The sequence below is a fragment of the Microbacterium sp. B19(2022) genome (assembly GCF_012030385.1).
Classification (GTDB): domain Bacteria; phylum Actinomycetota; class Actinomycetes; order Actinomycetales; family Microbacteriaceae; genus Microbacterium; species Microbacterium oxydans_B.
The window spans coordinates 260,861-286,626 of record NZ_JAAUVO010000002.1; the positions used below are offsets into that span (position 1 = coordinate 260,861).

Annotated in this window: 20 protein-coding genes; 12 read left to right on the top strand and 8 right to left on the bottom strand. The window is 68.4% G+C overall.

Annotated elements, in window-relative coordinates; translation table 11 throughout:
* Window positions 1–25: 25 nt before the first annotated feature.
* From HCX50_RS02905 to HCX50_RS02915, 3 genes are read right to left on the bottom strand one after another with little or no spacing between them, the layout of a single operon-like run.
* Entirely contained in the window at window positions 26–289 is a 264-nt protein-coding gene (locus tag HCX50_RS02905) for a glutaredoxin family protein (protein ID WP_029262885.1), read from the bottom strand.
* Window positions 290–330: 41 nt separating this feature from the next.
* A complete protein-coding gene (locus tag HCX50_RS02910; protein ID WP_167632942.1) occupies window positions 331–1,320 on the bottom strand; it encodes a cation transporter in 990 nt (329 codons plus the stop codon).
* Window positions 1,317–1,817 carry a transporter substrate-binding domain-containing protein gene (locus HCX50_RS02915; RefSeq protein WP_337748973.1) on the bottom strand — a complete coding sequence of 167 codons (501 nt, stop codon included), beginning with the start codon at window positions 1,815–1,817 and terminating at the stop codon, window positions 1,317–1,319. The genes HCX50_RS02910 and HCX50_RS02915 overlap by 4 nt, the downstream gene beginning before the upstream one ends.
* Window positions 1,818–1,945: 128 nt before the next feature.
* Between HCX50_RS02915 and HCX50_RS02920 the strand changes: the two genes are divergently transcribed.
* Complete coding sequence (locus HCX50_RS02920; protein WP_167632943.1) at window positions 1,946–2,338, top strand: SIP domain-containing protein; 393 nt, start codon at window positions 1,946–1,948, stop codon at window positions 2,336–2,338.
* A gap of 25 nt (window positions 2,339–2,363) precedes the next feature.
* On the opposite strand, the gene HCX50_RS02925 is transcribed toward HCX50_RS02920, so the two are convergent.
* Entirely contained in the window at window positions 2,364–2,819 is a 456-nt protein-coding gene (locus tag HCX50_RS02925) for an adenylyltransferase/cytidyltransferase family protein (RefSeq protein WP_091035818.1), read from the bottom strand.
* A 119-nt stretch (window positions 2,820–2,938) separates the two neighbouring features.
* On the opposite strand from HCX50_RS02925, the gene HCX50_RS02930 reads away from it, so the two are divergent.
* Window positions 2,939–4,159, top strand: a complete 1,221-nt coding sequence (locus tag HCX50_RS02930; protein WP_167632944.1) for a glycosyltransferase — start codon at window positions 2,939–2,941, stop codon at window positions 4,157–4,159.
* Here the strand turns inward: HCX50_RS02930 and HCX50_RS02935 are convergent.
* From HCX50_RS02935 to rfbA, 3 genes are read right to left on the bottom strand one after another with little or no spacing between them, the layout of a single operon-like run.
* Window positions 4,156–5,571: a sugar nucleotide-binding protein gene (locus tag HCX50_RS02935; protein WP_167632945.1), complete on the bottom strand. Its 1,416-nt coding sequence runs from the start codon at window positions 5,569–5,571 to the stop codon at window positions 4,156–4,158. The two genes, HCX50_RS02930 and HCX50_RS02935, sit on opposite strands and share 4 nt — an antisense overlap.
* On the bottom strand, window positions 5,571–6,569 hold the full coding sequence (gene rfbB, locus HCX50_RS02940) for a dTDP-glucose 4,6-dehydratase (protein ID WP_091035812.1): 999 nt from the start codon (window positions 6,567–6,569) through the stop codon (window positions 5,571–5,573). Before rfbB ends, HCX50_RS02935 begins: the two co-directional genes overlap by 1 nt.
* Window positions 6,566–7,438, bottom strand: a complete 873-nt coding sequence (gene rfbA, locus HCX50_RS02945) for a glucose-1-phosphate thymidylyltransferase RfbA (RefSeq protein WP_091035958.1) — start codon at window positions 7,436–7,438, stop codon at window positions 6,566–6,568. The genes rfbB and rfbA overlap by 4 nt, the downstream gene beginning before the upstream one ends.
* Window positions 7,439–7,655: 217 nt before the next feature.
* Here rfbA and HCX50_RS02950 point away from each other — a divergent pair, with 217 nt between their 5' ends.
* Window positions 7,656–8,678, top strand: coding sequence for a glycosyltransferase (locus HCX50_RS02950; RefSeq protein WP_167632946.1), 1,023 nt, complete (start codon window positions 7,656–7,658; stop codon window positions 8,676–8,678).
* 39 nt (window positions 8,679–8,717) lie between these two features.
* On the opposite strand, the gene HCX50_RS19815 is transcribed toward HCX50_RS02950, so the two are convergent.
* Window positions 8,718–10,682, bottom strand: coding sequence for a glycosyltransferase (locus HCX50_RS19815; protein WP_237682291.1), 1,965 nt, complete (start codon window positions 10,680–10,682; stop codon window positions 8,718–8,720).
* 224 nt (window positions 10,683–10,906) lie between these two features.
* Between HCX50_RS19815 and HCX50_RS02965 the strand changes: the two genes are divergently transcribed.
* The 9 genes from HCX50_RS02965 (at window position 10,907) to HCX50_RS03005 (ending at window position 25,765) form a co-directional block, all read left to right on the top strand.
* Entirely contained in the window at window positions 10,907–11,860 is a 954-nt protein-coding gene (locus HCX50_RS02965; RefSeq protein WP_337748974.1) for a glycosyltransferase family 2 protein, read from the top strand.
* On the top strand, window positions 11,851–12,570 hold the full coding sequence (locus tag HCX50_RS02970; RefSeq protein WP_167632947.1) for a CDP-alcohol phosphatidyltransferase family protein: 720 nt from the start codon (window positions 11,851–11,853) through the stop codon (window positions 12,568–12,570). The genes HCX50_RS02965 and HCX50_RS02970 overlap by 10 nt, the downstream gene beginning before the upstream one ends.
* Window positions 12,567–13,184 (top strand): arsenate reductase/protein-tyrosine-phosphatase family protein, encoded by a 618-nt coding sequence (locus HCX50_RS02975; RefSeq protein ID WP_167632948.1) that lies wholly within the window; start codon window positions 12,567–12,569, stop codon window positions 13,182–13,184. Before HCX50_RS02970 ends, HCX50_RS02975 begins: the two co-directional genes overlap by 4 nt.
* Window positions 13,185–13,358: 174 nt before the next feature.
* Window positions 13,359–13,910 (top strand): DUF4352 domain-containing protein, encoded by a 552-nt coding sequence (locus HCX50_RS02980; protein WP_205828738.1) that lies wholly within the window; start codon window positions 13,359–13,361, stop codon window positions 13,908–13,910.
* An 85-nt stretch (window positions 13,911–13,995) separates the two neighbouring features.
* A complete protein-coding gene (locus HCX50_RS02985; RefSeq protein ID WP_205828739.1) occupies window positions 13,996–18,693 on the top strand; it encodes a PKD domain-containing protein in 4,698 nt (1,565 codons plus the stop codon).
* 204 nt (window positions 18,694–18,897) lie between these two features.
* Window positions 18,898–20,208: a hypothetical protein gene (locus HCX50_RS02990; protein ID WP_167632949.1), complete on the top strand. Its 1,311-nt coding sequence runs from the start codon at window positions 18,898–18,900 to the stop codon at window positions 20,206–20,208.
* Between the two features lie 55 nt (window positions 20,209–20,263).
* The gene (locus tag HCX50_RS02995) at window positions 20,264–21,616 is read left to right on the top strand and encodes a polysaccharide biosynthesis tyrosine autokinase (RefSeq protein WP_167632950.1); all 1,353 of its coding nucleotides are present in this window, start codon (window positions 20,264–20,266) and stop codon (window positions 21,614–21,616) included.
* A gap of 278 nt (window positions 21,617–21,894) precedes the next feature.
* Window positions 21,895–24,420, top strand: coding sequence for a right-handed parallel beta-helix repeat-containing protein (locus HCX50_RS03000; RefSeq protein ID WP_337748975.1), 2,526 nt, complete (start codon window positions 21,895–21,897; stop codon window positions 24,418–24,420).
* 10 nt (window positions 24,421–24,430) lie between these two features.
* Window positions 24,431–25,765, top strand: coding sequence for a lipopolysaccharide biosynthesis protein (locus tag HCX50_RS03005; protein ID WP_167632951.1), 1,335 nt, complete (start codon window positions 24,431–24,433; stop codon window positions 25,763–25,765).
* Window position 25,766 lies beyond the last annotated feature (1 nt).

The following is a 25,766-nucleotide window of genomic DNA, read 5'->3' on the forward strand; positions in this document are numbered from 1 at the left end:
AGTGTAGCGGCGCGATGCGGGCCACTCAGATCAGTGCGAGTTCGCGCAGCTTCGACTCGACGTCGGCGTTCGACGGCTCGACGTGGTGCGAGGCGTCGGGGTACACGACGACCGGGATGTTCGTGCGTCCCGAGATCTCCTTCGCTACGTCCGCGGCGGCGGGCTCGGCGACGAGGTCGACGTAGGTGTATTCGACACCGAGCGCATCGAGCTGCTTCTTGGTGCGGATGCAGTCGCGGCACCAGTCGGCGCCGAACATCGTGATGGTGTCGGAGGCAGGAGAAGTCATGCGTCCAGCCTACGGCCGCCCGGATGGGGTGGCGCTGAGCGTCAGCCGGGTGCTCGGCGACCGGTGTCCACCTCGCGGGGCAGATGTTCGACCGGGATCACGACCACGTCCTGCATCTTCCAGTCGATGTCGGCGATCCCCTCTGCCGCGGCGGTGAGATCGTCGAGCGCCACCTTTCGGCGATGCGGCACGACGAACGCCTCGATGTGGAACACCTGACCCTGATCACGCATCCGCACTCCGGCCTGCGCGACCCAGGGTCGACTCCGCAGGTACGACACGATGTCGGCGGCCAGCGGATGCGGATGCTTGCTGTCATAGGTGCGCGCGCGCTGATCCATGAGGTCGACCACGGCCGTCTTGGTGTTGCGGAAGCCGTCCCAGATGATGCCGAGGGAGATGAAGAGGGCCGCCGCCCCGTCCAGCCACCACGCGCCGACTCCGATGCCGAGCACGCCGACCACCGACGCCACCGTGGTCTGCCAGTCCGCCTTCGCCATGTCGGCGTCGGCGTACAGCAGCTTGTTGTGCAGCACAGGGGCGAGCTTCGACTTCGCCGGGCCGTAGAAGAACACGGGCCCGATGATCACGACCACCATGACGCCCACCATGAGCCATCCGAGCCAGATCGTCTGTCCGAACAACTGCACCGTGCCGATCGTGGCGTGCTCGGCCGCGATCAGCCCGGTGACGGCCTCGACGGCGAGGTTCAGGCCCACGGCGAGCAGCGCCACTCCGGCCACGAGATGCCCGACGCCCATCGCGCGATGCAGTCCGTAGGGGTGCTTCCTCGTGGGGCGACGGCGCACGAAGATGAGCGCCGTCAGGAACGCGAACTGCGGGATCAAGGAGAGCATGTCCTCGATCCAGGCCGTCCGCATGGCCTGCGACTCGCCCACCACGAGCGCGATCACCGCGATCGTGATCGACGTGTAGACGATCGTGAAGATCTCCCACTTCACCGCGCGACGAACTGCCCGCGCCTGCTCCGGCGGCAGCGTGGTGCGGCCGAACTGCCGGGTCTCGGTCATCCGCCGACCTCCTCGTCGAGGAAGGTCTCCAGTGTCGACAGGAAGGCGTTCTCGCCGAGCGGCACCAGCATCACGAGCTCACGCCCGTCGGAGCCCTCGATCCCGCGATAGCCCCGGGTGACACCCGCCTTATCGATCCACGGGGTGTCGGGAGTGATGCCGCCGGCGATGAGGTCGAGGTCGCCCGCCTCGAGCTCCGTCACCAGTGTCTCCTCCGAGGCGACGGTCCATTCGGTGTCGGCGTCGATGCTGTCGGCGAAGCGGTCCACGAGGTCGACGATCGTTCCGGTGGGGTCGCCCTGGCTCACCTCCACCAGCTCGCCATCCGGGGACGTTCCGACGCGCAGCACCCCTCCCGTGACGGCGTCCAGGGTGCCGTCGGGGTCGGCGGGGATGCTCAGGCCGCACCCGGCGAGAAGGCTGATGGCGGCGAGCACGGCGAGGGAGGCGATCGGGCGCCGGATGCGCCGTCGCTGCGGCAACGCAGATCTGTCCACGCACCGAGAGTGCTCCGCGCGGCGTCGTCCTGCAAAGCCGTTGACGAGTGGCACTGCCGAGCGCTAGCGCCACGCAGATCGGGAGCCGTCTCTTGTGGGTAAGGGTACCCTTACCTATACTCGAACCCATGAGCAGCGCATGCGAGCACCTGCAGGATCCCGACTGGGACGACATCGAAGGCGCCGTGCTCATCGCCGGTGATGCGGCCGATGCCGGCGTCATCGCGAGCATCGCCGCGCGACTGCCGTGGGACGCGCAGGGCGTGATCATCCTCGAAGCCGCGGCGCGCATCCAGTTCCGTCACATCGACGTGCCCGAGGGGGTATCGGTGCGCTGGTTGGTGCGCGGTGACGGCATCCGTGCGCACACGCGTGGCGAGCGGCTGGCCAACGCCGTGCATGCCTGGTGCGTGGAGTGGACCTGCTCCGAGCCGCCGTCGCAGTGGACGGTCTGGCTCGGGCCGCACACGCCGCCGCACGTCGCGCGGATGGCGCGCAGCCTGCTCGGCGTCGCGAACTGACCGAGCCGACGCGCGGTCGGTGGTGTCAGCGACTCGCGGCCATCGCGGGGGCGTTCGCGCCCGCGGTGATCGCGTCGAGGGCGCGGCGCAGCGACGAGCTCGACGTGTGCGCCGTGTACGGGAAGTACACGACCTCGACACCCACCTCGGCGAACTCGCTCTCCAGACGCAGCCCCTTGTCGGTGCCGCGCCAGTCGTCGCCCTTGAAGAAGTGCGTGAACTGCACGTCGCGCCACGAGTCCATCTTCGACGGCGTGGTCTCCACGTAGACGTCGTCGACGAACGAGATGTGCTTCACGATCTCCGCACGCTCCGCCGTCGGGATGACGGGCTCGATGCCCTTCACCTGGCGCAGCATCTCGTCGCTGACGACGCCTGCGATCAGAATGTCGCAGTGCTGCTTGGCATGACGAAGTAGATTCAGATGCCCGACGTGAAACAGGTCGAAAGCACCAACGGCATAGCCGATACGCGTCCCCATGATCTCCCCAGATCAGTAATTCCCCAGAAGCGGATCCCCATCCGCTTCGCGACTCCCACAGCCGCGGTTCGACAGTCTAGCAGGTCCGGGTTTCATTCCCCACAGCAACCCATGGAACGATGGAGGCCGCACGTGGTGCGTGCGCGGAACAGGGGGCTGACGTGGGGACACCGGTGACGGTCATCGTGCCGACGTTCAACGAACGCGAGAACGTCGCCGAGCTCGTCGCCCGAACCGCGGCCGCGCTCGCCGGGTGGGACGCCGAGATCCTGTTCGTCGACGACAGCACCGACGACACCGCCGTCGAGATCGAACGGGTCGCGGTCGACGCATCGATCCCCGTGCGGGTCATCCATCGCACCGAGAACACGAACGGACTGGGCGGGGCCGTGGTGGTCGGACTCGAGGCCGCGGCATCCGATGTCTGCGTCGTGATGGACGGCGACCTGCAGCACCCGCCGGAACTGCTCCCCGTGCTGCTGGAGCGTCACGCCGCCGGGGATGCCGACGTGGTGGCGGCGTCGCGCTACGTCGGCGGCGGCGACACCAGCGGGCTCGGCACGGCGGTGCGCTTCGGCGTCTCCCGCGTGGCGACCTGGCTGACCAGGGCGATGTTCCCCCTCCGTCTCGCACGCAGCACCGACCCGATGACCGGGTTCTTCCTGGTCGACCGCCGTCGGCTCGACCTCACGGCGCTCCAGCCGCAGGGCTTCAAGATCCTCCTCGAGATCCTCGCGCGCAACGATCTGCGCATCGCCGAGGTGCCGATGGAGTTCGCGGAGCGCCGGCACGGCACCTCGAAGGCGAGCCTGCGCCAGGGGGCGACCTTCATCGCGCACCTCGCCCGGCTGCGCTTCGGGAAGATGTCGCTGTTCGCGCTCATCGGCGTGATCGGCGCGGCCGCGAACCTCGGGATCATGTGGGCGCTCACCGCCACGGGCGTGCCCTACGTCTGGGCCGCGATCATCGGCGCCGAGGTCACGATCATCGGCAACTTCCTGCTGCAGGAGCGGTTCGTGTTCGCCGACATGCGCACGGATGCCCGCGCCCTCGGCATCCGCTTCGCCAGCTCGTTCGCGTTCAACAACGTCGAGGCCGCGCTGCGCATCCCGGTGATGGCGCTGATGGTCGAGTCCTGGCACATCTCGAGCGTGCTCGCGACGGCGCTCTCGTTGATCGTGGCGTTCTTCGCCCGGTTCCTGTTCCACTCGCTCGTCGTGTACGCACCGCAGCGGCGACGCAAGGGCGACGACGCCGCCGCCGAACCGCCGACGGACACCGCCGCCCTGCGCGTCATCCGCGCGATCGATGCCGAGGCGATGAAGCCGGGCGAGCTCTAGCTGCTCGCGGCGAGGTACGTCTCGAGGGCGGCATCCGCGTCCCGCGGCGTCCATCCCGTCGCCTGGATGCGGCCGAGGTCCAGCACGCTGTTGAGCGGACGCGGAGCGACCGGACCGGCCTGGTCTGCGAAGTACTCCGTCGTGGTCACGTCGGTCACGCCCGACGGGTCATGCCCGGTCAGGCGGTAGACCGCGCGCGCGATGTCGGCCCAGGACCGCGGCTCTCCGGCGCCAGTCACGTTGTAGACGCCATAGGGCGCGTCGGTCGACAGCAGATGCAGGATCGCCGCGGCCAGGTCTTCGGTGAAGGTCAGGCGCCCGATCTGATCGCCGACGACCCGCGGAGAGATGCCCCGCTCGGCGAGCGAGGCCATCGTGCGCACGAAGTTGCGGCCCTCGCCGATGACCCACGACGTGCGGACGATGTAGTGCCGCGGAACCGTGGCGGCGACGGCGTCGCCGGCGGCCTTCGTCTGGCCGTAGACCCCGAGCGGGCGCACCGGATCGGACTCCGTGTACGGGCCCGCCTTCGTGCCGTCGAACACGTAGTCGCTGGAGACGTGCACGAGCGTGATGCCGTTCTCGGCGGCGATGCGCGCGAGCGCCGTCACGCCGGTGACGTTCGACGACCAGGCGTCACCGCGCCCCTCGTCGGTCTCGGCGAGATCGACCGCGGTGTAGGCCGCAGCATTGATGATCGCGCGGTAGTCGCGCCAGCGCCGCGCCGTGGCCAGGTCGTCGGCCCGCAGGTCGAGCGTGTCCCGGGTCGTGTACTCCACGTGCTCGGCGTCGCCCAGTGCGTCGCGCAGGGCGAGTCCGAGCTGGCCCGCGCCGCCGAGGACGAGGATCTTCTTCGGTCCGATCGGCGTCACGTCGGCGAGGCGGGGGTGCGCGAGGTCCTTGGGTGACACCTCGACGTCGGCGAGCGGGATCGGCCACGCGATGGCGGCGGTCTCATCCGCGAGGTTCAGGAACGAGTACTCGGCGTCGGGCGACCAGTGGTCGTTGACGAGGTAGGTGTAGGCCGTGTCCGCCTCGAGCGTCTGGTACGAGTTGCCGACGCCACGGGGGACCAGGATCGCGCGCGACGGATCGATCCCCGTCGTGAAGACCGTGCCGAACGTCTCGCCCGCGCGAAGATCGACCCACGCCCCGAAGATCTTCCCGGTGGCGACCGAGACCCACTTGTCCCAGGGCTCCGCATGGATGCCGCGCGTGGTGCCGACCTCATCGTTGAAGGAGATGTTGTTCTGCACCGGTCCGAAGTCGGGGAGGCCGGCGGCGACCATCTTCTCGCGCTGCCAGTTCTCCTTGAACCAGCCGCGCGAATCCCCGTGCACCGGCAGGTCGACGACGAGCAGGCCGGGGATCGGCGTCTCGGTGACCGTGAGCGCCTTGCCGAACTCCGTCATCACTGGCCCTTCGCCGCGTAGAACGACTCGGTCGCATCCTTGGCCGGTGCCCACCAGTCCTCGTTCTCCCGGTACCAGTCGATGGTCGAGGAGAGGCCGGACTCGAAGTCGGAGAACTGCGGCGCCCAGCCCAGCTCGGTGCGGAGTTTCGTGGAGTCGATCGCGTAGCGCAGGTCGTGGCCCGCGCGATCGGTCACGTGGTCGTAGGCGTCCGCCGGCTGCCCCATCTGCGTGAGGATGAGCTCGACGACCGACTTGTTGTCCTTCTCGCCGTCGGCACCGATCAGGTACGTCTCACCGATCTCGCCCTTGTCGAGGATCGTGAGCACGGCCGAGGAGTGGTCGTCGGCATGGATCCAGTCGCGCACGTTCTGGCCCGCGCCGTAGAGCTTCGGGCGGATGCCGCGCAGCACGTTGGTGATCTGGCGCGGGATGAACTTCTCGACGTGCTGGTACGGACCGTAGTTGTTCGAGCAGTTCGAGATCGTCGCCTGCACTCCGAACGACCGCACCCAGGCGCGCACCAGCAGATCGCTGCCGGCCTTCGTCGACGAGTACGGCGACGAGGGGTTGTACGGCGTGTTCTCGGTGAAGCGCTGCGGGTCGTCGAGTTCGAGGTCGCCGTACACCTCGTCGGTCGAGATGTGGTGGAATCGGCGCTCGTGCCGGCGCGCGGCCTCGAGCAGCGTGTAGGTGCCGATGATGTTCGTGTCGAGGAACGGTCGCGGGTCGTGCAGCGAGTTGTCGTTGTGCGACTCCGCCGCATAGTGCACGACGGCGTCGGTCTTCGCGAACAGCGCGTCGACGAGCTCGGCGTCGGCGATGTCGCCCTCGACGAGTTCGACGCGGTCGGCGGGGAGGCCGGCGAGCGACGCGCGGTTGCCCGCATAGGTCAGCTTGTCGAGCACGGTCACGTGCGCGTCGGTATGCGCCACGACATGGTGCACGAAGTTCGATCCGATGAAGCCGGCGCCGCCGGTCACGAGCAGCCGGGTCATCGCTTTCCTCGTTCCAGGAGCTCGAGCAGGTAGGAGCCGTAGCCCGACTTCACGAGCGCCTCGGCACGCACGCGAAGTTCGTCGTCGTCGAGGAAGCCCTGCCGCCAGGCCACCTCTTCGGGCACACCGATCTTCATGCCGGTGCGGCGCTCCATCGTGCGCACGTAGTCGGCGGCATCCGTCATCTGGTCGAAGGTCCCCGTGTCGAGCCAGGCGGTGCCGCGCGGCAGCACCTCGACCTGGAGCTTGCCGCGCTCGAGGTATTCGCGGTTGACGTCGGTGATCTCGTACTCGCCGCGCGCGCTGGGAGCCAGGTTGCGGGCGATCTCGATCACGTCGTTGTCGTAGAAGTACAGACCGGGCACGGCGTAGTTGCTCTTCGGGTTCTTCGGCTTCTCCTCGAGCGAGATCGCCTGGCCGTCGTCGTCGAACGCGACGACGCCGTACGCCTCGGGCTCGGCGACCCAGTAGGCGAAGACCGCGCCACCGTCGATGTCGGCGAAGCGCTTGAGCTGCGTGCCCAGGCCGGGGCCGTAGAGCAGGTTGTCGCCGAGGACGAGGGCGACGCTGTCGTCGCCGATGAAGTCCGCACCGATCGTGAAGGCCTGCGCGAGCCCGTCGGGCGACTCCTGCTGGGCGAACGTCAGCGAGATGCCGAACTGCGAGCCGTCTCCGAGGAGCCGTTCGAAGTGGGCGGCGTCGTGGGGCGTGGTGATGACGAGGATGTCGCGGATCCCGGCGAGCATCAGCGTCGACAGCGGGTAGTAGACCATCGGCTTGTCGTAGACCGGGATGAGCTGCTTCGAGACCCCCAGTGTGATCGGATGCAGTCGCGTGCCCGAACCGCCCGCCAGAATGATGCCCTTCATGATCCCCCTCGTGAAAACGTCGATGTCCATGGTGGCGTCACAGAAGGGACGGCCATCCCCTGCCGTCCGACGACCCCCACAGTCGTACGACCGACTCTACCGGGTCCCCTCGTCGCAGGGCGAGAGGATGCTGTGACACCCGCAGTGCCGAGCTCGGCGCGTGCACTGCCGAAAACCGATCCTTGTCAGGAGTTGCGCGGAGGTCCATAGTTGGCTCGTGGAATCCGAGGGTGGTGCCTCGCTGTCTCTCACCTGGGCTCATCGTGCCGAACAGTCGGTACCGGCCTGGGAGCGGAGCCATGCCAGGGGAGAGGTCCCGAGCGTCTGGCCCTACGGGCTGGATGCGCTGCGTGATCATGCGGCCGTGGAGGTGGTCGATCTCCCGCCGCCCGGTCGGGTCGCTCGTGTGCGAGCGCGGCTGGGCATCGGACCTCGCCCCGTCGAGGGCCTGGCCGTGACGTGGGACGAGAACACCGCGTATCGTCTGCAGATCCTCCATCCCCACGTCCGCTACGCCACCGGGGTCATCTGGCTCACCGACATGGCGCAGGCCGGATCCACTCCGACCCGCCTGCTCTCGATGCTGAGCGGGGCCGAGTCGGCGTGGGTGCTCAGCGAAGCGCAGGTCGACCCGCTCCGGCGCCTGCTGGGGAACCGGGGTCCGCGGGTCTTCCCGATCCCGTTCGGCATCGACAGCGACTTCTTCGGCGCGCAGCCCTTCCCGACGCAGCAGCGGATCGTCAGTGTCGGCAACGACCGAGACCGCGATCCGGCGACGCTCTACGCGGCGCTCGCACGCGTGCTCGCCGCGCGGCCGGAGACAGAGGTCGTGGTGCAGACCTCTTCTGATCTCGCACCGCCCGAGGGGGTTCGGGTGGTGCGGCACATGCCGCACGCGCAGCTTCGAGATCTCTATGCGACCGCCAGTGTCATCGTCGTCCCGACCAGGCCGAACCTGCACGCCTCGGGGATGACGGTTGCGCTGGAAGCGCTCGCGACCGCCCGCCCGGTCGTCGTCTCGGACACGCCCGGCATGAGTCAGTACGTGAGCGAGGGGCACACCGGACACCTCGTGCCTCCGGGGGATGCGGAGCAACTCGCGGATGCCATGCTGAGGCTGCTCGAGGATCCGCAGCGCGCAGCCGAACTCGGGCGGAACGGCAGGGCCGAGGTGGAGCGGAGGTTCACGACGCAGACCATGGTCGCGGCCCTCGTGCAGGGGCTGCTGCACGAGGTGTGATCGGGGTGGACGCGCTCCGACGCCGTGGCGCGATGCCGCTCAGCGGTGCCGACGCTTGAGGGCGACGCCTTCGCGGAACGCGTCCCGGTGTGCACGGCCGGCATCGGCCCACTCACGTCGGGAGAGGTCGGGTGACCCGGTCAGCGTCGATGCGGCGCGCCAGGCCTCGACGACCGTGGGTGCATCGAGGTCCCCGTCGTACATGAGCACCCACGCGGCGCCCACTTCGCGCGCCAGCGCCTCGTTCGCCTCGTTGCGCGGCACCAGTACCGGGCGCGCCATCGACAGGGCGGCGAGCACGCTGCCCGAGTTGTGCATGAACCGGTAAGCCAGCACGATGAGCTCGGACGAGGTCGCGAGCTGGACGAGTTCGGCATCGGTCAGGAAGTCGAGGTGCAGCTCGACGCCGGGAAGGCCCGCGGTCCGCGCCCTCAAGTCGTCGCCGAGCTCGGGGGTGGACGGGCGCCCGCCGATCTTCAGGCTCAGCGTCGGCTCGGTCGTGACGGCCTCCGCGTAGGCGTCGATGAACCCTTCCAGGCCCTTGTAGCGGCGCACCCCGCCGAACGATCCGAGTCGACCGGGCACCCGCTCGGCCGCCGGGAACTTCGCGTACCAGTCGCGGTAGTGCCCGTGCAGGATCAGGCTGTGCGGCGTCCCCGGCGGGAGCGGCGTCGTCTCGTTGATGACGATCCGGTAGTCGGTGTGGCGATCGATGAAGCGCAGCAGCCACAACCGTGGCGCGTTGTCGTCGGGGAGCTCGATGTTGTGCACCGTCCGCACCACGGCGATCCGCCGCGAGAGGCGGTGCCGGAAGACGAGCGCGGTGGTGAGGAGGAACTTCCCGGTCGACTTCCACCAGGTCGAGCCGTGCAGCTTGGCCTCTGGCCAGTGCCAGTGGAAGGCGTCGTAGCGCCCGAAGAGCGCCGTGCCCCACGAGAAGCGCAGTCGCTCGAGCCCCTCGGTGGACCCCAGAGCCTCGTCGAGCATCTTGTTGTACGGGTTCGTCGTCGCACGCGGCGCGCCGAGTGACTGCATCACGCGGATGGTGGAAGCGGTCTCGGTCATGGTGGTGTCATCCTCCGATGGGCGACGGTACTCGTCGTAGCGGCGACCGAGAGCGGCCGCGATCGTGCCGCGACCTCGGTGCACGAGGCGCGTGCCTCTGGCGTGGTGGGTGATGTTGCGGGTCAGCGCGCCGAAGGCTCGTCGCAGACCGCCGACGATGATCCTGGCGACACCGCCGACCAGGGCGCGAACGCGCAGGACCCCTCGTCGCGCCCGCCCCTCGGTGAGCTGCAGCTGGATCCGGGTGCCGGCGTTCGCCGAGCTGAATGCGCGCTGCGCCGCCCACGCCCGGCTGAGTCGCGCGGCGACGACGAGGTCTTCGGTCTCGGACTCGTTGCACCAGACGATCAGGCCGCCGCGCTGAGCCAGCTGCCGGGAGAACAGGGTGTCTTCGCCGCCGCCGAGCCCCAGCGACGGATCGAAGCGCAGGCCGAGCCGGCGGATGGAGCGGAGGTCGAGCAGGAGGTTCCCCGCTGCCGCGACCTGCAGAACCGTGCCCGTCTTCCTCGGCGGTCGCCGGAACGTGCCGGAGGCGAGCAGCCAGGGATCGACGTCCTCGTCGAAGACGGAGATGACCCGTCCCATCACCGCGTCGGCTCCCTGCTCGCGCCAGACCGTGAGGAGAGAGGAGAGCCAGGCTTCCCGCGGGATCTCGTCGTCGTCGATGAAGGCGAGGAGGTCGCGATCGCCGCATTCGTCGAGGATCCGGTTGCGAGCGGCGACGATCCCCGCCGTCGGCTCGACCACGTAGCGAACAGGGAGCTCTGTGCCGGTGGCCACCTCGCGTGCCGACCCTTCCGGGTCGTTGTCGACGACGAGCACGTCGATGTTGAGACCGAGGTCGGCGCATTCAGCGATGCGCGACGGCAGGGTGCGAAGCAGTGCCTCCAGGAGGTCCGGCCTCCGGTAGGTGGGTATGCCGATCGTCACTGCGATCATGTCGCTCGATTCCGGTCCCCTGGTCATCCGCACCATCCCCATGGCAGTCTCGCGCCTTCACTCCGGCGCGGGCCTCATCGTACCGTGATCGCCCTGAAGCCCATGCCCGGAGGCGTCTCTCGCGTATAGTCGTTCTCCTGGGAGTCGACGTCGGTCGCGACTCTGGGGAATTCGGCCGGCGACCCGAGGTGATCCGCGATGCGGATCCGGGGGGAGAGAATCGCGTGTCAACCGAGCACGGTCGGCTCGCCGTGGTGGTCGTGAACTACGCCTCGGCGAAGCTTCTGCAGCGCAATCTGGTGGTCGTCGCGCGCGAGGCGCGGACGATCGACCCCGGCGCGACGGTGATCGTGGTCGACAACTGGTCCACCGCTGACGAGCGTCGAGCCGCGGAAGACGTCGCGCGGGCGAACGAGTGGGTGCTGATCGCCCCCGAGTCCAACACGGGCTTCGGCGGCGGTGTGAACATCGGCGTGGAGCGCGCGCTCGCCGACGGGGCGACCGACGTCCTGGTCATCAACCCGGATGCGCACATCGACCGCGAGTCGCTGCGCCGACTGCAATCCGCCACCGCGGCTTCCCGGAAGACACTCGCGTCACCGATGATCTCCGACTCCGACGGACGCACGTGGTTCGCCGGTATCGACCTCCTGCTCGACGACGGCACGATGCGCGCACGACGCAAGCGCGTGACGGGTGATCCGCAGCCTTTCGAACCCTGGCTGAGCGGTGCATGCCTGTGGATCACGCGGGAGGTCTGGGAGCTCGCCGGAGGATTCGACGACGACTACTTCCTCTATTGGGAGGATGTCGACTTCTCGCGGAAGGTCGTGTCGGCCGGCGGATCGCTGGCGCTCGTCGAAGACGCGAGTGCGGTGCACGACGAGGGGGGCACGCAGCGCGCCGATCCCCAGGTCTCGCGGGCGAAATCCGAGACCTACTACTACTACAACATCCGGAACCGGATGCTCTTCGCGGTGCGTCACCTCGACGATGCGGGCGTGCGGCGCTGGCGCCGCTCGATCCCGCGAACAGCCCGCGAGGTGATCCTCCGCGGTGGACGCCGTCAGCTGATCCAGTCGGCCGCTCCGATCCGCGCCTACCTTCGCGGGGTGCGAGAGGCTCGACGGATCGCACGCACCCAGGGGACCGATCGGAAGGGCAGGAAATGGTCGTAGACGCATACCGACGTCTCGCGCGCGCGCAGAAGGGCCATGCACGTGGTGCCCCCGCGTACTCCGTGTACGTGAACCGACGGATCGGACGGGTCCTCGCCGCCGTCGCCTACCGCATCGGGCTCACGCCGAACCAGGTCTCGATCATCAGTGCGGTGCACTCCTTCGTCGCGATCGGACTCATCGCGTTCGGACCCGTGAACGTGCCCATGGGCTTCCTGATCGCGGTGCTGCTCGTGCTCGGCTACGCCTGGGACTCCGCCGACGGCCAGGTCGCGCGTCTGCGCGGCGGAGGCAGTCCGCAGGGCGAATGGCTCGACCACTTCATCGACACCCTCAAGATCGCATCCCTCCACCTCGGGGTGCTGATCGGTCTCTACCGGGTCCTCCCGGAGACACCGGTGCTGCTGTTGATCCCGATCGTGTTCAGCATCGTCGCGTCGACGACCTTCTCGGGGATGCTCCTCAACGACCTGCTCAAGGGCAAGCACGCGGTGGCGTCGACCCACGAGCGCGGCGGGGGCACGCTCGTGCGATCGCTCATCCTGTTGCCGACCGACTTCGGTCTGGTCTGCCTCGTCTTCGTGCTGTGGGGGTGGACGCCGGCGTTCCTCATCGGCTACGGCCTGCTGTGCGCCGCCGCGGTCCTGTTCCTCGCGCTCGCCGCGGTCAAATGGTTCCGCGAGATCGGAAGGCTCGGTGCCGACGCATGACCGGTGAGAAGATCCTGGTCGTGTGCGCCGCGAACGTCTGCCGGTCGCCGTTGGCGGAGCTCGCCTTGCGACGGGGACTCGGGGAGGACTCATCGATATCGGTCAGCAGTGCGGGCGTCCGCGCGACCGAGGGTGATGCGGTCTGCACGCTGGTCTCGTCGCTCCACGATGACGAGGGATGGCGCGAACAGGCGCAGTCCCACCACGCGCGGCCGGTGACCATCGACCTCATCGAGCAGTCGACCCTGATCCTCACCGCATCGCGGGACATCCGCGGCGAGCTGGTGCGGCTCGCTCCGCGCTCGCGCGACTGGATGTTCACGCTCAAGGAAGCCGCCCATCTCGGAGCGGGATTCTCGTCGACAGGACCCGACCGTGTGGCGGACTACGTCGCGTATCTGGATCGAGCGCGTTCCCGGGCGGTGCCGCTCGCCGGCAGCGACGGAGTCGGGAGCAGGATCCGACGTCTCTTCGGAAACCGGGGATCCGCCGATCCGGCGAGCATCGCCGACCGGCACGGCAGCCGGGGTCACCGCGAGACCCTCGCCGAGGTGCAGTCGTCGACGGCGACGATCCTCGCCCAGCTCGGCGGGCACCGACGGCACGCATCCTGAGCGAACCCTTGTGGTTTCCCACTCCCCGCACTATCATTAGCCGATGCCGCGTTCTGCGCGGTGGGGACCGAGGCCGAGGGGGCTTCGGAATGGGGATCTGGGTTCTGGGGAGCTGCAGTGTTCAATGTTTCATCATGCCGTCGTGGGGACGGCACTTCGCGCTCGAGACGCGCGATGTTCATCGCGCCTCTGGTGGCGCTCGCACTCGTGACGGCAGGCTGCACCGCAGCCCCCGACGCCTCCGAGTCGCCGACGCCCGAGGGCACCAGCACCACGGACTGGACGCCGCCTGCCGAGGATGAGGCCGCAGGGCCCACCGAGGCGCCGTCACTGACGGAGGAGAGCGGAGCGCTCGACGAGCCGATCGCCCTGTCGACCGACATGGTCGTCACGATCGACAAGATCTCGACCATGACCGTCAAGCCGGAGACGCCGGGCGAGTACGCCGGTCCGGCCGTCGTGGTCGCCGTCTCCGTGTCCAACGACTCGAAGCGGGCGCAGAGCGTCGAATCCGCCGTCGTCAGTCTGACGACGGACGACGGAGATATCGGGGTCGGCACGACCGCGGGGCCGAACAAGCCGCTGACGGGCGACCTGGCCGCCGGCGCGAAGGCCACCGGGACCTACGTCTTCATGCTCGATCCGACGAAGGGGCGCTCCGTGAAGATCAGCGTCAACTACGCCGCGGGCGAGCCGGTGGCGACCTTCGCCGGCACGCTGTCCTGACAATGCGCGCGCTGTCGCGCACCGATCTTTCATCACACTTTCGCAATTTCATACTCAAGAACGTTCTGCGGCTGGGGAGTCACTAATGGGGAACACAACAATCACGAAGCGGGCGCTGGGAGCGCTGGCTTCTGTCGTGACAGCAGCGTTGCTGGTCGCGGGGATGACGACGCTGGGGGCACAGGCCGCTTCGGCTGCCGACGTGTCTCCGCCGCCGCTGCTGCAGCGGGACGACAACGTCGTGACGTCGGATCCGATTCCGACGGTCCAGATCGACAACGGCTACGTCTGGGCGCAGACGACGATCGGATCGACCGTGTACGCGGTCGGCAAGTTCGACAATGCGCGCGCGCCTCTGGCGGTCCCGGGCACGAGTCTGACCGCGCGGTCGAACGTCCTCGCCTATGACATCAACACGGGCCAGCTGCTGTCGTTCGCGCCGCAGGTGAACGGCGTGATCAAGGCGGTCGCGGCCTCGCCCGACGGCAGTCGCATCTACATCGGCGGGTCGTTCAACTCGGTCAACGGACAGGCGCGCTGGAACTTCGCCGCCCTGGATGCGGCGACCGGCCAGCTGGTGCCGGGGTTCAACCCGTCGATCGGCGGCACGGGCGTCTACGCCTTGGCCACATCCGGGTCGAGTGTCTACGTCGGTGGTCTGTTCACGCAGGGCAACGGCACGGCCCGCAAGAACCTCGCCGGCTTCAACGCCGCCAACGGCGCCCTGCTGAGCTGGGCACCGCAGAGCGACCTGCAGGTCGACGCGATGGTGATGGACCCGGCAGGGCAGAACGTCATCGCGGCCGGTCGCTTCTCGCAGGTCAACGGCAACCTGGCGATGCGCGGCACCGTCGCGCTCGACAAGACGACGGGCGCCGTCGACACCGCCTGGGCGCTCCCGCAGACCGTCAAGAACGGTTCGATCACCGGCGCCAACTCCGGCAAGGCCGGCATCTTCGGCCTGGCCGCCGATGCCAACGCCGTGTACGGCACCGGCTGGGTGTATGCCGACGCCGCCACCGGAAACCTGGAAGGGACGTTCGCGGCAGAGGCCGGGACCGGCCAGGTGCGCTGGATCTCCGACTGCCTCGGCGACCACTACGGCGTCTACTCCACAGGCAAGGTCGTGTACACGACGAGCCACACGCACGCTTGCGGCACGATGGGCATGCACCCCGAGCAGAACCCGCGCACGCACCGCTACTCCGAGGCTTACACGGCCGACGCCCGCGGCACGCTGGGGAACCAGCCCGCGGCCGGCAGCACCTACAAGAACTGGGCCGGTACACCGGCGCCGTCCGGTTACGCCTGGACGCCCGACTGGGCTGTCGGTGTGACGACGGGCATGGGGCAGGCCGGCCTCTCCATCACCGGAGCGGGCAACATGATCTCGATCGGCGGAGAGTTCCGCTCGGTCAACAACGGGCGCTTCGAGGGCCTCGTGCGCTTCTCGACGACGCCTCCGGGCGGAGCGAAGGACGGTCCGCGTCTCTCCGGAGCGAACTGGACCGCCACCGCGCAGTCCTTCATCCCCGGTCGCGTGCGCGTCTCGATCCCCTCGAACTGGGATCGTGACGATCTGACGCTCACGTACGAGCTGCGACGCACGGGCACCGCGACGCCGGTCGCCACTCTGACGGCCGACGCGACCTGGTGGAACCGCCCCACGATCAGCCTCGAAGACAAGACGGCGCCTCCCGGGACTCAGCAGGAGTACACCGTCGTCGCGAAGGACGGCAACGGGAACGCGGTGAGCAGCCAGGCCGTCAGCGCGACGGTGACGGCAGGGGCAGCATCCACGTACGTGGATGCTGTGACCGCCGACGCGCCGCAGCTCTACTACCCGCTGGGTAACTCCCCGCAGGACTGGGCCGGTACGAACACGCCCGTCTTCGGCTCGGGTGTCACGACATCCACGTCCGGCGTCGCGAACACCGCGACGGGAGCATCGACATTCACCGGTACCTCCACGGGACGCGTCGCGACGACGAACAAGGTCGCCGCACCCTCCGAGTACTCGACCGAGCTGTGGTTCAAGACCAACTCCACCACCGGTGGAAAGCTGATCGGCTACGGGAGCGCCGCCTCCGGCGACTCCACCAGCTACGACCGTCACCTCTACATGACCAACAACGGTCGGCTCGTCTTCGGCGCCTATGACGGGAGCACTCGGACGATTCAGAACAGCACGGCCCTGAACAACAACGCCTGGCACCATGCCGTGGCGACGCAGAGCTCTGCGGGGATGAAGCTGTACGTCGACGGCACGCTCGTCGCCTCCGACGCCTCCGGCACCAGCGCGGAGAACTACCTCGGTTACTGGCGCATTGGCGGGGACAACCTCAGCAGCTGGCCTTCGGCACCGAGCTCCAAGTACTTCAAGGGAGCGCTCGACGAGGTCGCCGTCTACCCGTTCGCGCTGACACCGGCCCAGGTGCAGACGCACTACGGCGTCGGCAAGGGCTTCCAGGCACCGACCGCGTCCTTCACGGCGACCGCGACGGATCTCGATGTGGCCTTCGACGCCGCCGCCTCGGCTCCGGCCGGCTCCGCGACGATCACCGACTACCAGTGGGACTTCGGCGACGAGTCGCCGGCGGGCTCCGGGGCGACGGCTTCGCACACGTATGCGGCTTCCGGAACCTACACGGCGAAGCTCACCGTCACGGACAGCAACGGGCTGGCCGCGACGACCGAGAAGCCGGTCGTGGTCCAGGCGGCGAACGTGCTGCCGACAGCGTCCTTCGAGGTCACCGGGACGGGACTCTCGGTCTCCGCGGATGCGTCTGCCTCCACCGATTCCGATGGCACCATCTCCTCGTACGCATGGAACTGGGGTGACGGAACGACGTCGACCGGCCAGGTCGCCAGCCACGTGTACGCCACGGCGGGAACGCGCACGGTGACCCTGACGGTCACGGACAACCGGGGCGGCACGGCGACGACCACGCGTCAGGCGGTCACCACTCACGCAGATCCGGTCGCGACGTTCACGTCGACGGCTTCGGGCATGACCGTGAACGTCTCGGCGGCCGGGTCGAGTGCCTCTGACGGGGCGACGCTGTCCTACTCCTGGAACTGGGGCGACGGTACTCCCGCTGGTTCGGGAGCCACCGCCGGTCACACGTACAGCCAGGCGGGTGCACATGACATCACCCTGACGGTGACCGACAGCCTCGGCGGGTCGGCGAGCGTCACGAAGTCCGTGACGACGCAGGCTCAGGTCTTCGCGGCATCCGACTCGTTCGGCCGCGTGGTCTCGAGCGGCTGGGGTGCAGCCGATGCCGGTGGCACGTGGGCACCCATGAGCGGTTCCGCCGCTGTCACCTCCGTCGGCGACGGAGTGGGCAAGGTAAACCTCACGCCGGGCGAGACCCGCGAGATGCTCCTGCAGGGCACGTCTCTGCTCGACACCTCGGCACGGATCAGCTACACGCTGTCCTCCGGGCCGTCGACGGGTGTCGCCTATGAAGGGCTCGGCGCACGTCGGTCCGGCTCCAACGGCTACCGCGCACTCGCATGGCACCGCGCCGACGGCAGCTCCTGGCTCGTGATCCAGCGCAACGGCACGGCGATCGCCAGCACCGCTGTCGCAGGTCTCACGTGGACAGCGGGAAGCACGTTCAACCTGGCGATGGAGACGACCGGTTCGACGACCACCACCATCCGCGCCAAGCTGTGGGCGGGCGGAGCCGCAGAGCCCGCCAGCTGGCAGCTGTCGACGACGGACGCGACTCCGGCCCTCCAGGTCGCGGGAGCGCCCACCGTGTACTCGTACCGTTCCGGCACGGCGACCGGCACCAACCTCGCGAGCTTCGACGACTTCACGCTGAAGAACCTCGGCGCCGTGGTGCCGGATCCCGAGCCGGAGCCCGAGCCCACCAACGTCGCACCGGTGGCCGCCTTCTCGGCGACCGCGACGGCGTTGACGGCCAACGTCGACGGCACCGCGTCGACGGATTCGGACGGCACCATCGCTTCCTACGCCTGGAACTTCGGCGACGGCTCCACGGGCACGGGTGCGACCAGCTCCCGTACCTACGCCGCAGCCGGAACCTACACCGTGACGCTCACCGTGACAGACAACAAGGGGGCGACGCACACCGCGACCAAGCAGGTCACGGTCGCCGCGGCTCCTGTCGACCCGGATCCCGAGCCCGAGCCCGCTCCGTTGGCAGGCGACGAGTTCGAGCGGACCTCCGGCCCCGGCTGGGGCAGCGCGGTCGTGGGCGGCGCCTGGACGATCGCCGGCGGCTCGCAGGCAGCGGCCACCGTGGCGGACGGCCAGGGCAAGATGGCTCTGATCGCCGGGGACACGCGCCACGCGACACTCAACACGACCTCGATCACCGATGCCGTCCTTCAGACGCAGTTCCGCGTCGATCAGGCCCCGGCAGCGGGCGGCGCGTACATCGGAGTCATCGCGCGTCAGTCGGCGGCAGGCAAGTACCTGGTCCGGGCATGGCTCCGTCCTGACGGGACCATCTGGCTCGTGGCTCACCGCGACGGCACCGTGCTGCTGACGCAGCCCGTGTCAGGGCTCGCCTTCACGGCGAACACTTCCTACACGTTGAAGGTCTCCGTCACCGGCACGTCGCCGACGGCGATCTCGGCGAAGATCTGGGCGTCGGGTGGCACGGAGCCGGCGAACTGGCAGCTCAACGCGACGGATGCGACGCCGTTGCAGGGGGCCGGTTCGGTCGGCCTGAGCGGCAACCGCTCGGGGAGCGCGACGGCGGCACTCGGTGTCTCCTTCGACTCGTTCCGGGTGACCGCCCCGTAGCGGAGCGACGCGGCGCACGTGAGGTGCGCTCCCGTCCGTCGGTGCTCACGCGCCGGCGGACGAGGGCGCGCCTCACTTGTTCGTGGGTGCTGACGTGTTACATATTGACTGCGTCCCGAGCGCATAGCGCCAGGTGACACCGGCGGGGAGGAGAGGCTCATGAGATTCGTTCCGCGCCACCACCCCCGAGTAGGATCCTGACGCATGGCCACTGCTGTTCCGATCGTGCTCCTCGCAGTCGGAGGTCTCGCCGCACTGGCCCTCGTCGTTCTCGTGCTCCGGATGATGCCCCGAGCGGCATTCGTCGTCTGGGCGTGCGTGCTCTTCTTCGTCCCCCTCTGGGTGGGGGTGAACATCGGCTTCTACTGGGCCGCGATCACGCTCCTCACGGCGCTGCTGATCGTCGTCAACTGGTCGATCGTCCCGCTGCGGGCGGCCGACGCGTGGGTGGCGGTGTTCATCATCGTCACCGTCGGCCTGTACGCCTTCGGCTCCGTGGACCTCGCGTCCCTCGTCGCCGCGCTGCTCGAATGGGTGATCCCCTATATCTGGGGCCGTGTGGTGCTCGCCCGGGTCGGCACCGCATGGGTGACCTCGACCATCGCGATCGTCGCCGTGGTCGCCGCGACCCTCGCCGTCGTGGAGTTCTTCACTTCGTTCAACCCGTTCGTGCTCATCCCGGGGTCGGGGGTCATCTACGACACCTGGAGCCCGCTGCAGGAGCGCGGGGGAGTGCTGAGGGCGGAGGGCGCTTTCGGACACTCGATCGCGCTCGGCGCAGCCCTGGCCATGTCGTCGGCGTTCGTCGTCGCGACCAGGTGGCGGCTCGCCCCGAAGATCAGCGGGGTGGTGATCATCGCGGTGGCGACGGTCCTCACCTTCAGTCGCGTGGGACTCCTGACGCTCGTGCTCACGCTCATCCTCTCCACATTCCTGATCGCTGGGGTCTCCACCCGGTTCCGGGCGACCGTCGCCGTGGCCGGTGCGGTCGGAACGGCCATCGTCATCCCCATCATCGATACGGTCTTCGGAGCAGCGGGGGAAGAGGCGGGCGGAAGCGCGGACTATCGGACGGACCTGCTCGTGCTCCTCGAACAGGTGCAGGTCTTCGGCAACCCGGGCGACTGGCATTCCCTGGTCTCGGGCGATTACTACCTCGGCTACTTCGCCAGATCCGTCGACAACGCACTCGTCCTCACCCTGCTGCGGTACGGGTACGTGCCGACCTTCCTCATCATGGCTGCCGTCGTCTGCGCGGCGTGGATGGCGCTGAGGCGTTCGACGCGAAGCCCCGCAGCACTCGCGGTGGTCGGACAGCTTCCGAGCCTGGTGGTGGTCGCCCTCATCACGCAGTACAGCATGTTCCTCTGGTTCTGCGTCGGCCTGGCCATCACCTGGGCGAGAGACTCGGCGATGCTCGGAGGGGCCGATGACGAGGCCGCGGGCGTCGACATCGGCCCGCCGGAGGGGCTGCGGCTGCCGCAAGGTGCCAGGGCGTCGCATCCACAAGGGTGAGGATGTCGAAACGTTGACTCATCTAGAATCGAAATCTCAGGGGGAATGGGGAACCATGGGCGAGAGCCGGGTCAGTCTGCGCGTCATCGTGAGCTCGTTGCGCAAGTTCTGGTGGCTGATCGTGCTGTCCGCCGTTCTCGGGGCGGCGGGGTCATACGGATATGCGTCCCTGCAGACGCCGCTCTTCCAGGCGACGACCTCGCTGTACTTCGCCCTCAACCAGGGAACCAGCGCCTCCGACCTCAACCAGGGATCGGTGTACACACAGAGCCAGATGCTGTCGTTCGCTCAGCTCGCCACCAGCTCGCGCGTGCTCGAGCCCGTCATCGAAGAACTCGACCTCGACACCACGCCACACGCTTTGGCCCGTGACATCGAGGTGTCGATCCCGCAGAGCACGGTCACGCTCCGCATCACCGGCATCGCCGACGATGCAGACGCCTCGGCAGACCTGGCGAACGCCGTCGCAGACCAGCTCATCGTCGCCGTCAAGGACGTGGCTCCCAAGGATCCGCAGGGCGAGTCCACGATCACGGCGCAGGTCATCGACGACGCAGTCGTGCCGGAGTTCCAGTTCACTCCGAGCAAGCCTCGCGATGCCCTTCTCGGCGGCTTCCTCGGCGGGGTGCTCGGCCTCGCCGTCGCCATCCTGATCGGGGTGCTCGACACCCGTGTGCGCAACGAGGAGTCGCTCACGCAGGCAGGGGGCGACCCCGTGCTGGGTGTGGTGTCGAAGTCCCCGCTGCTGGCGACGCGCGGCATCGCCGTGGCGCAGGAGCCGCTGGGGCACACGTCGGAGGAGTTCCGACGCATCCGCTCCGCGCTCGCGTACGCGAATGTGTCGTCGCGTGTGAAGGTGCTCCTGGTCACGTCGGGCATGCCGGCCGAAGGCAAGTCGACGGTGTCGGTGAACCTGGCCATGACGCTCGCGGGCCTCCGCAACTCCGTGCTGCTGATCGACGCCGACATGCGCCGCCCGCGCGCGCACGAGCACGCCGGCATCGATGGGTCCATCGGTCTCACGAGCGTGCTGCTCGACGAGGTCGAGTTCGAGGTGGCCAAGCACAGCGTCGCCGACAGCACGCTGGACATCCTGCCCGCCGGCACGGTGCCTCCCAACCCGGCCGAACTGCTCACGTCGTCGCGCATGGCGCAGCTGCTCGATTTCGCCGCAGCCGAGTACGACTACGTCGTTATCGACTCTCCCCCCACGCTGAGCGTTGCGGATGCGAACCTCTTCGCCACCCAGACCGACGGAGTCATCCTCGTCGTCGATGCGACCAAGACGCGCCGTGCCGCGCTGACGAAGAGCATCAAGTCGCTCGAGTCCGGTGGTGCCCGCATTCTCGGGACGGTGCTGAACAGGGCTCGACCCGATAGACATCGCAGCGAGTACTACAGCGATTGACCGCTGACCGGGGTTCACGCCATCATGGCGTATATCGGTCGGAAGGCGGTGCCCGTTTGTCTTTGCCTCCTGAGCCGGTTACTCTTCATGAGTTGCGAGGGGGACTCGCACTTCACCGCCGGGGTGTAAACAGCGGCGAGGTGCTGGTTGATCGTTGAACCTGCCCCAGAAAACGGTGACATATGTCCTTTCCGTTCCTTGAGCTCGCCTCATCCCGAAAGACCTCCCGCCAGCCCCGACAACACCGCCGACGAGCGCTCACGGGTGCTCTCGCCGCCGTGTTGGGAGTCACAGCCGCGCTGACGGCGGTTCCGGCATCCGCGTCGGCAGACCTGGCGCAGGGAGCGGCGCGCCCGGCGGCGGCGGCTCCTGCCCCCGTCATCGACGACGACATGGACCGCACGGTCGGCTCCGGATGGGGTTCCTCGGCGGTCGGCGCGTGGCGCGTCACCGAAGGCGCCTCCAGCGTCACCGGAGATGTGGCTCTCCTGGCGAGCCGCAAACCCGGGATCACCGCCCGGGCGACCGTGGCCGGCGTCTCGGCTGCCGACGTCGACAGCCGGTTCTCGCTCTCCATCCCGAAGCTCCCCGTCGGTGGGCCGCTCTACCTGGCACAGGCTGTCCGGGTCTCGGGGAAGGACTCGTACGGAGTGCGGGTGCGGGTGCACCCCGATGGCTCGGCCTACGTGTCCGTCGTCCGACTCACCGACCTCACCGGGGTTCAGAACCTCGCCGAGCGTCGCCTTCCGCTGACCGTGAAGAATGGGACCTCGCTGGACGTCGCATTCCGAGTGACCGGCACGAACCCCGTCGCCCTCTCGGCGAAGGCATGGGTCTCGGGTGCCGCAGAGCCGTCGGCGTGGCAGGTCTCGCACTCGGATGCATCCTCCGCGCGCCTGCAGAAGCCGGGTGGCTACGCTTTCGCGCTCTACACCTCGTCCGGGGCGAAGTCGGCGGTACCCGTCGGCATCGATGACATCCGCGCCACCGCCACTGGTGCTCCGGCGCCGGCCCCTGCTCCGGCCCCCACGCGTCCACCGGCACCGACCCCGGCACCCGCACCGGCGCCTGCTCCGGCGCCAGCTCCGGCACCGGCACCGGCTCCCGGGCCCGTCACTCCCGCGACTCCGGCAGGTGTGCGCGGTGAGCCGGGTGCACGAGTCCCGGGCTCGCTCTCCTACGACGCCCCGGCGACGGCGATCTACGCTGCTCCCGCGGGCTCGGACGGCGCTGCCGGCACCAAGAACTCGCCGGTCAAGACGATCGGCGCCGCCCTGCGTCTGGTCCCGAATGGCGGGACCATCGTTCTGCGTGGCGGCACGTATCACGAGCAGATCGTGATCCCCCCGCAGAAGAAGGTCACCATCCAGCCGGCGTCGAACGAGGCGGTCTGGCTCGACGGCGCGAAGTCCGTCACGGGGTGGAAGGCATCAGGAAGCACCTGGGTCGTCGACGGCTGGACGACGAAACTCGACTCGAGCCCGACCTACACCAAGGGCGCTCCCGACAACACGCAGGCCGAGTGGCGCTTCGTGAACCCGGAGCGTCCGATGGCCGCCCACCCGGACCAGGTCTGGGTGGCGGGCGTGCAGCTGCGCCAGGTCGCCACCGCGGCGCAGGTCAAGGCCGGGACGTTCTTCGTGGATGACGCGGCGAAGCGACTCGTGATCGGCACGAACCCGACGGGCAAACCTGTCGAGGCGAGCGTGCTCACACAGGCGCTCTCGATCCGTTCGGCCGGTACGGCGATCCGTGGGATCGGCGTTCGTCGGTACGCCACCACCGTCCCCGAGATGGGCACGGTGATCGCGGCTGCCGCCGACGTGTCGCTCACCGACGTGACGATCCGTGACAACTCGACGACGGGCTTCTACTCGTGGTCTCCGCGGACCACGCTGAATCGGGTGTCGCTGATCGGCAACGGGCTGCTCGGCGGAGGAGCCTCGCAGGCCGACGGGCTCAAAGTGACGCAGATGCTCTCCACCGGGAACAACTCCGAGGGCTTCAACCACTCTCCGGTCTCGGGCGCCTTCAAGGTCACGCGAACGCAGAAGGTGACGGTGTCCGACAGTGCCTTCACCGCGAACAACGGGCGGGGACCGTGGTTCGACGAGTCCGTCATCGACATCGCCTTCACCGGCAACGACGTGATCGGCAACACCGGTCATGGTGTCATGGTCGAGCTGTCAGAGCGGGCGATCGTCGCCGACAACATCATCGCGCGCAACGGCGACTTCGGTCTCTTCGTGCTCAACTCCGGCAACGTGAAGATCTGGAACAACACCTTCGTCGGCAACGCGAACCGCAACATCAGCATCGGGCAGGATGCGCGCAGCGCCTCCGATCCGAACGCCGCGGGTCACGACCCCCGGACGAGGTACGCCCCGCTGGCACCGTGGACCGTGCGCAACACGGTGGTATCGAACAATGTCATCGCGGAGAGCGCGGGCAACTGCCTCGTGTGTGTGCAGGACTACTCGCTGAGGTTCACCGGCGCGCAGATGGTGTCGAGTATCGACGGCAACCTGTATCACCGCACGGCGCCGGGCACACCGAGATGGTTCTCGGCATGGTCCCGAGGCGCGGTGTCGAAGGACCCGACGGTAGCCGACACGCTTGCGGCGTTCACCGCGGCGACCGGCCACGACCGGCGATCGCAGTTCGTCGAAGGGGCGAGCGTCGTCAACGGCGAGTTCATGCTGCTCGCTACCCGCGCGTCCGCAGGGGTCCCGGTGCCGGCAGATATCGCCTCGGTATCGCGACTCCCCGTCAACGGCGCGTCGCTGGGAGCCCGACAGCGGTGACGATGTAGGTATGGGTTCACTTCTCGCTGTCGGCGCCCGCGCGCTGACGATGGTCATCGCGCTTGTCTGTGGCGTTCTCACGACGCGCATGATCATCGGAGGCGCGGGCGTCGACAGCTTCGCCCTTTACACATTGCTGACCACGATCCCCTCGCTGCTGACGTTCACCGACCTCGGCAGCGGGGCGGTCCTGGTCAACGCCGTCGCGACGAGCGACGACGTGCGCACCGACGAGAAGCTGAGGTACCAGCTCACCTCCGTCGGACGCGTGCTGCTCATGTTCGCGGCCAGCGCGATGGCGATCAACACCGTCCTCGTCCTCACCGGCGCCTGGGAGCTGGTCTTCGGAGAGGCCGGCGGACGCCCGGGTGCGTCGCTGGCGGCGTTCTACTGCGTGACCATCTTCTGCCTGGGGATCCCGCTCGGCATCTGGGTGCGCATCATGCTCGGACAGCGCCGCAACCACGTCGTGATCCTGCTGCAGGGCTTGATCTCGCCACTCACGATGGCCGGGGTGTGGCTGATCCTCACGTTCGGCGGGGAGAACCTCCATTCATTCGTCGCGATCGCCTCGTTCGCGGCGTCCTTCTTGGTTTCCGTGCTGGGCATCCTGATCACGGCGCGCACGACGTCGCCGCTGATCCCGTCGGCCGTGCGGATGGTTCTGCGTCCGCGCCGTTTCCCCGGCGTGCGCGTGATGGATGTCGGCTGGCCGATGCTTGCGCAGATGGTGACCTATCCCATCGCCGTGGGATCCCAGCGATACGTCATCGCGCAGCTCGGCGGGCCGACCGATGTCGCCGAATACGGCGTGGCCGGACAGGTCTTCTTCGCTCTCAACGGGCTGGTGATGGCCGGTGGCCTGGCCCTGTGGCCACATTTCGCGCGAATGCGGCATGACGGCGATCTCCGGCGTGGCCCCTTTCTGCTCTCCGCCCTGTTCGCCGTCGCCATCGCGGTCGCGACAGTCATGGTCTGGCTGGTCGGTCCCTGGCTCTTCGGCTTCATCACGCAGGGCGAGCTGACGGTGCGGCCGAGCACCATCTTCGCCTTCGGGCTGATGATCATGATGACCGCGGCCGTGTATCCGCTGGGCATGTTCATCATGGACAAGCCCGGCATCCGATTCCAGGTGATCCCCACGTTGAGCATGGCGGCTGTCGGAATCGGACTCTCCTTCGTCCTCACCCCCGTGCTCGGAATCGCCGGACCTCTGATCGGCGTCGCGTTCGCGCTGCTGGTGTGCCAGCTGATCCCGTTCTCGATCTACATCGTGCGACACAAGACCCGGCTCACCGTCGGCAGCCAGGAGTCGGTGCCGCAGCCGAGCGACGACGCCGCGTAGC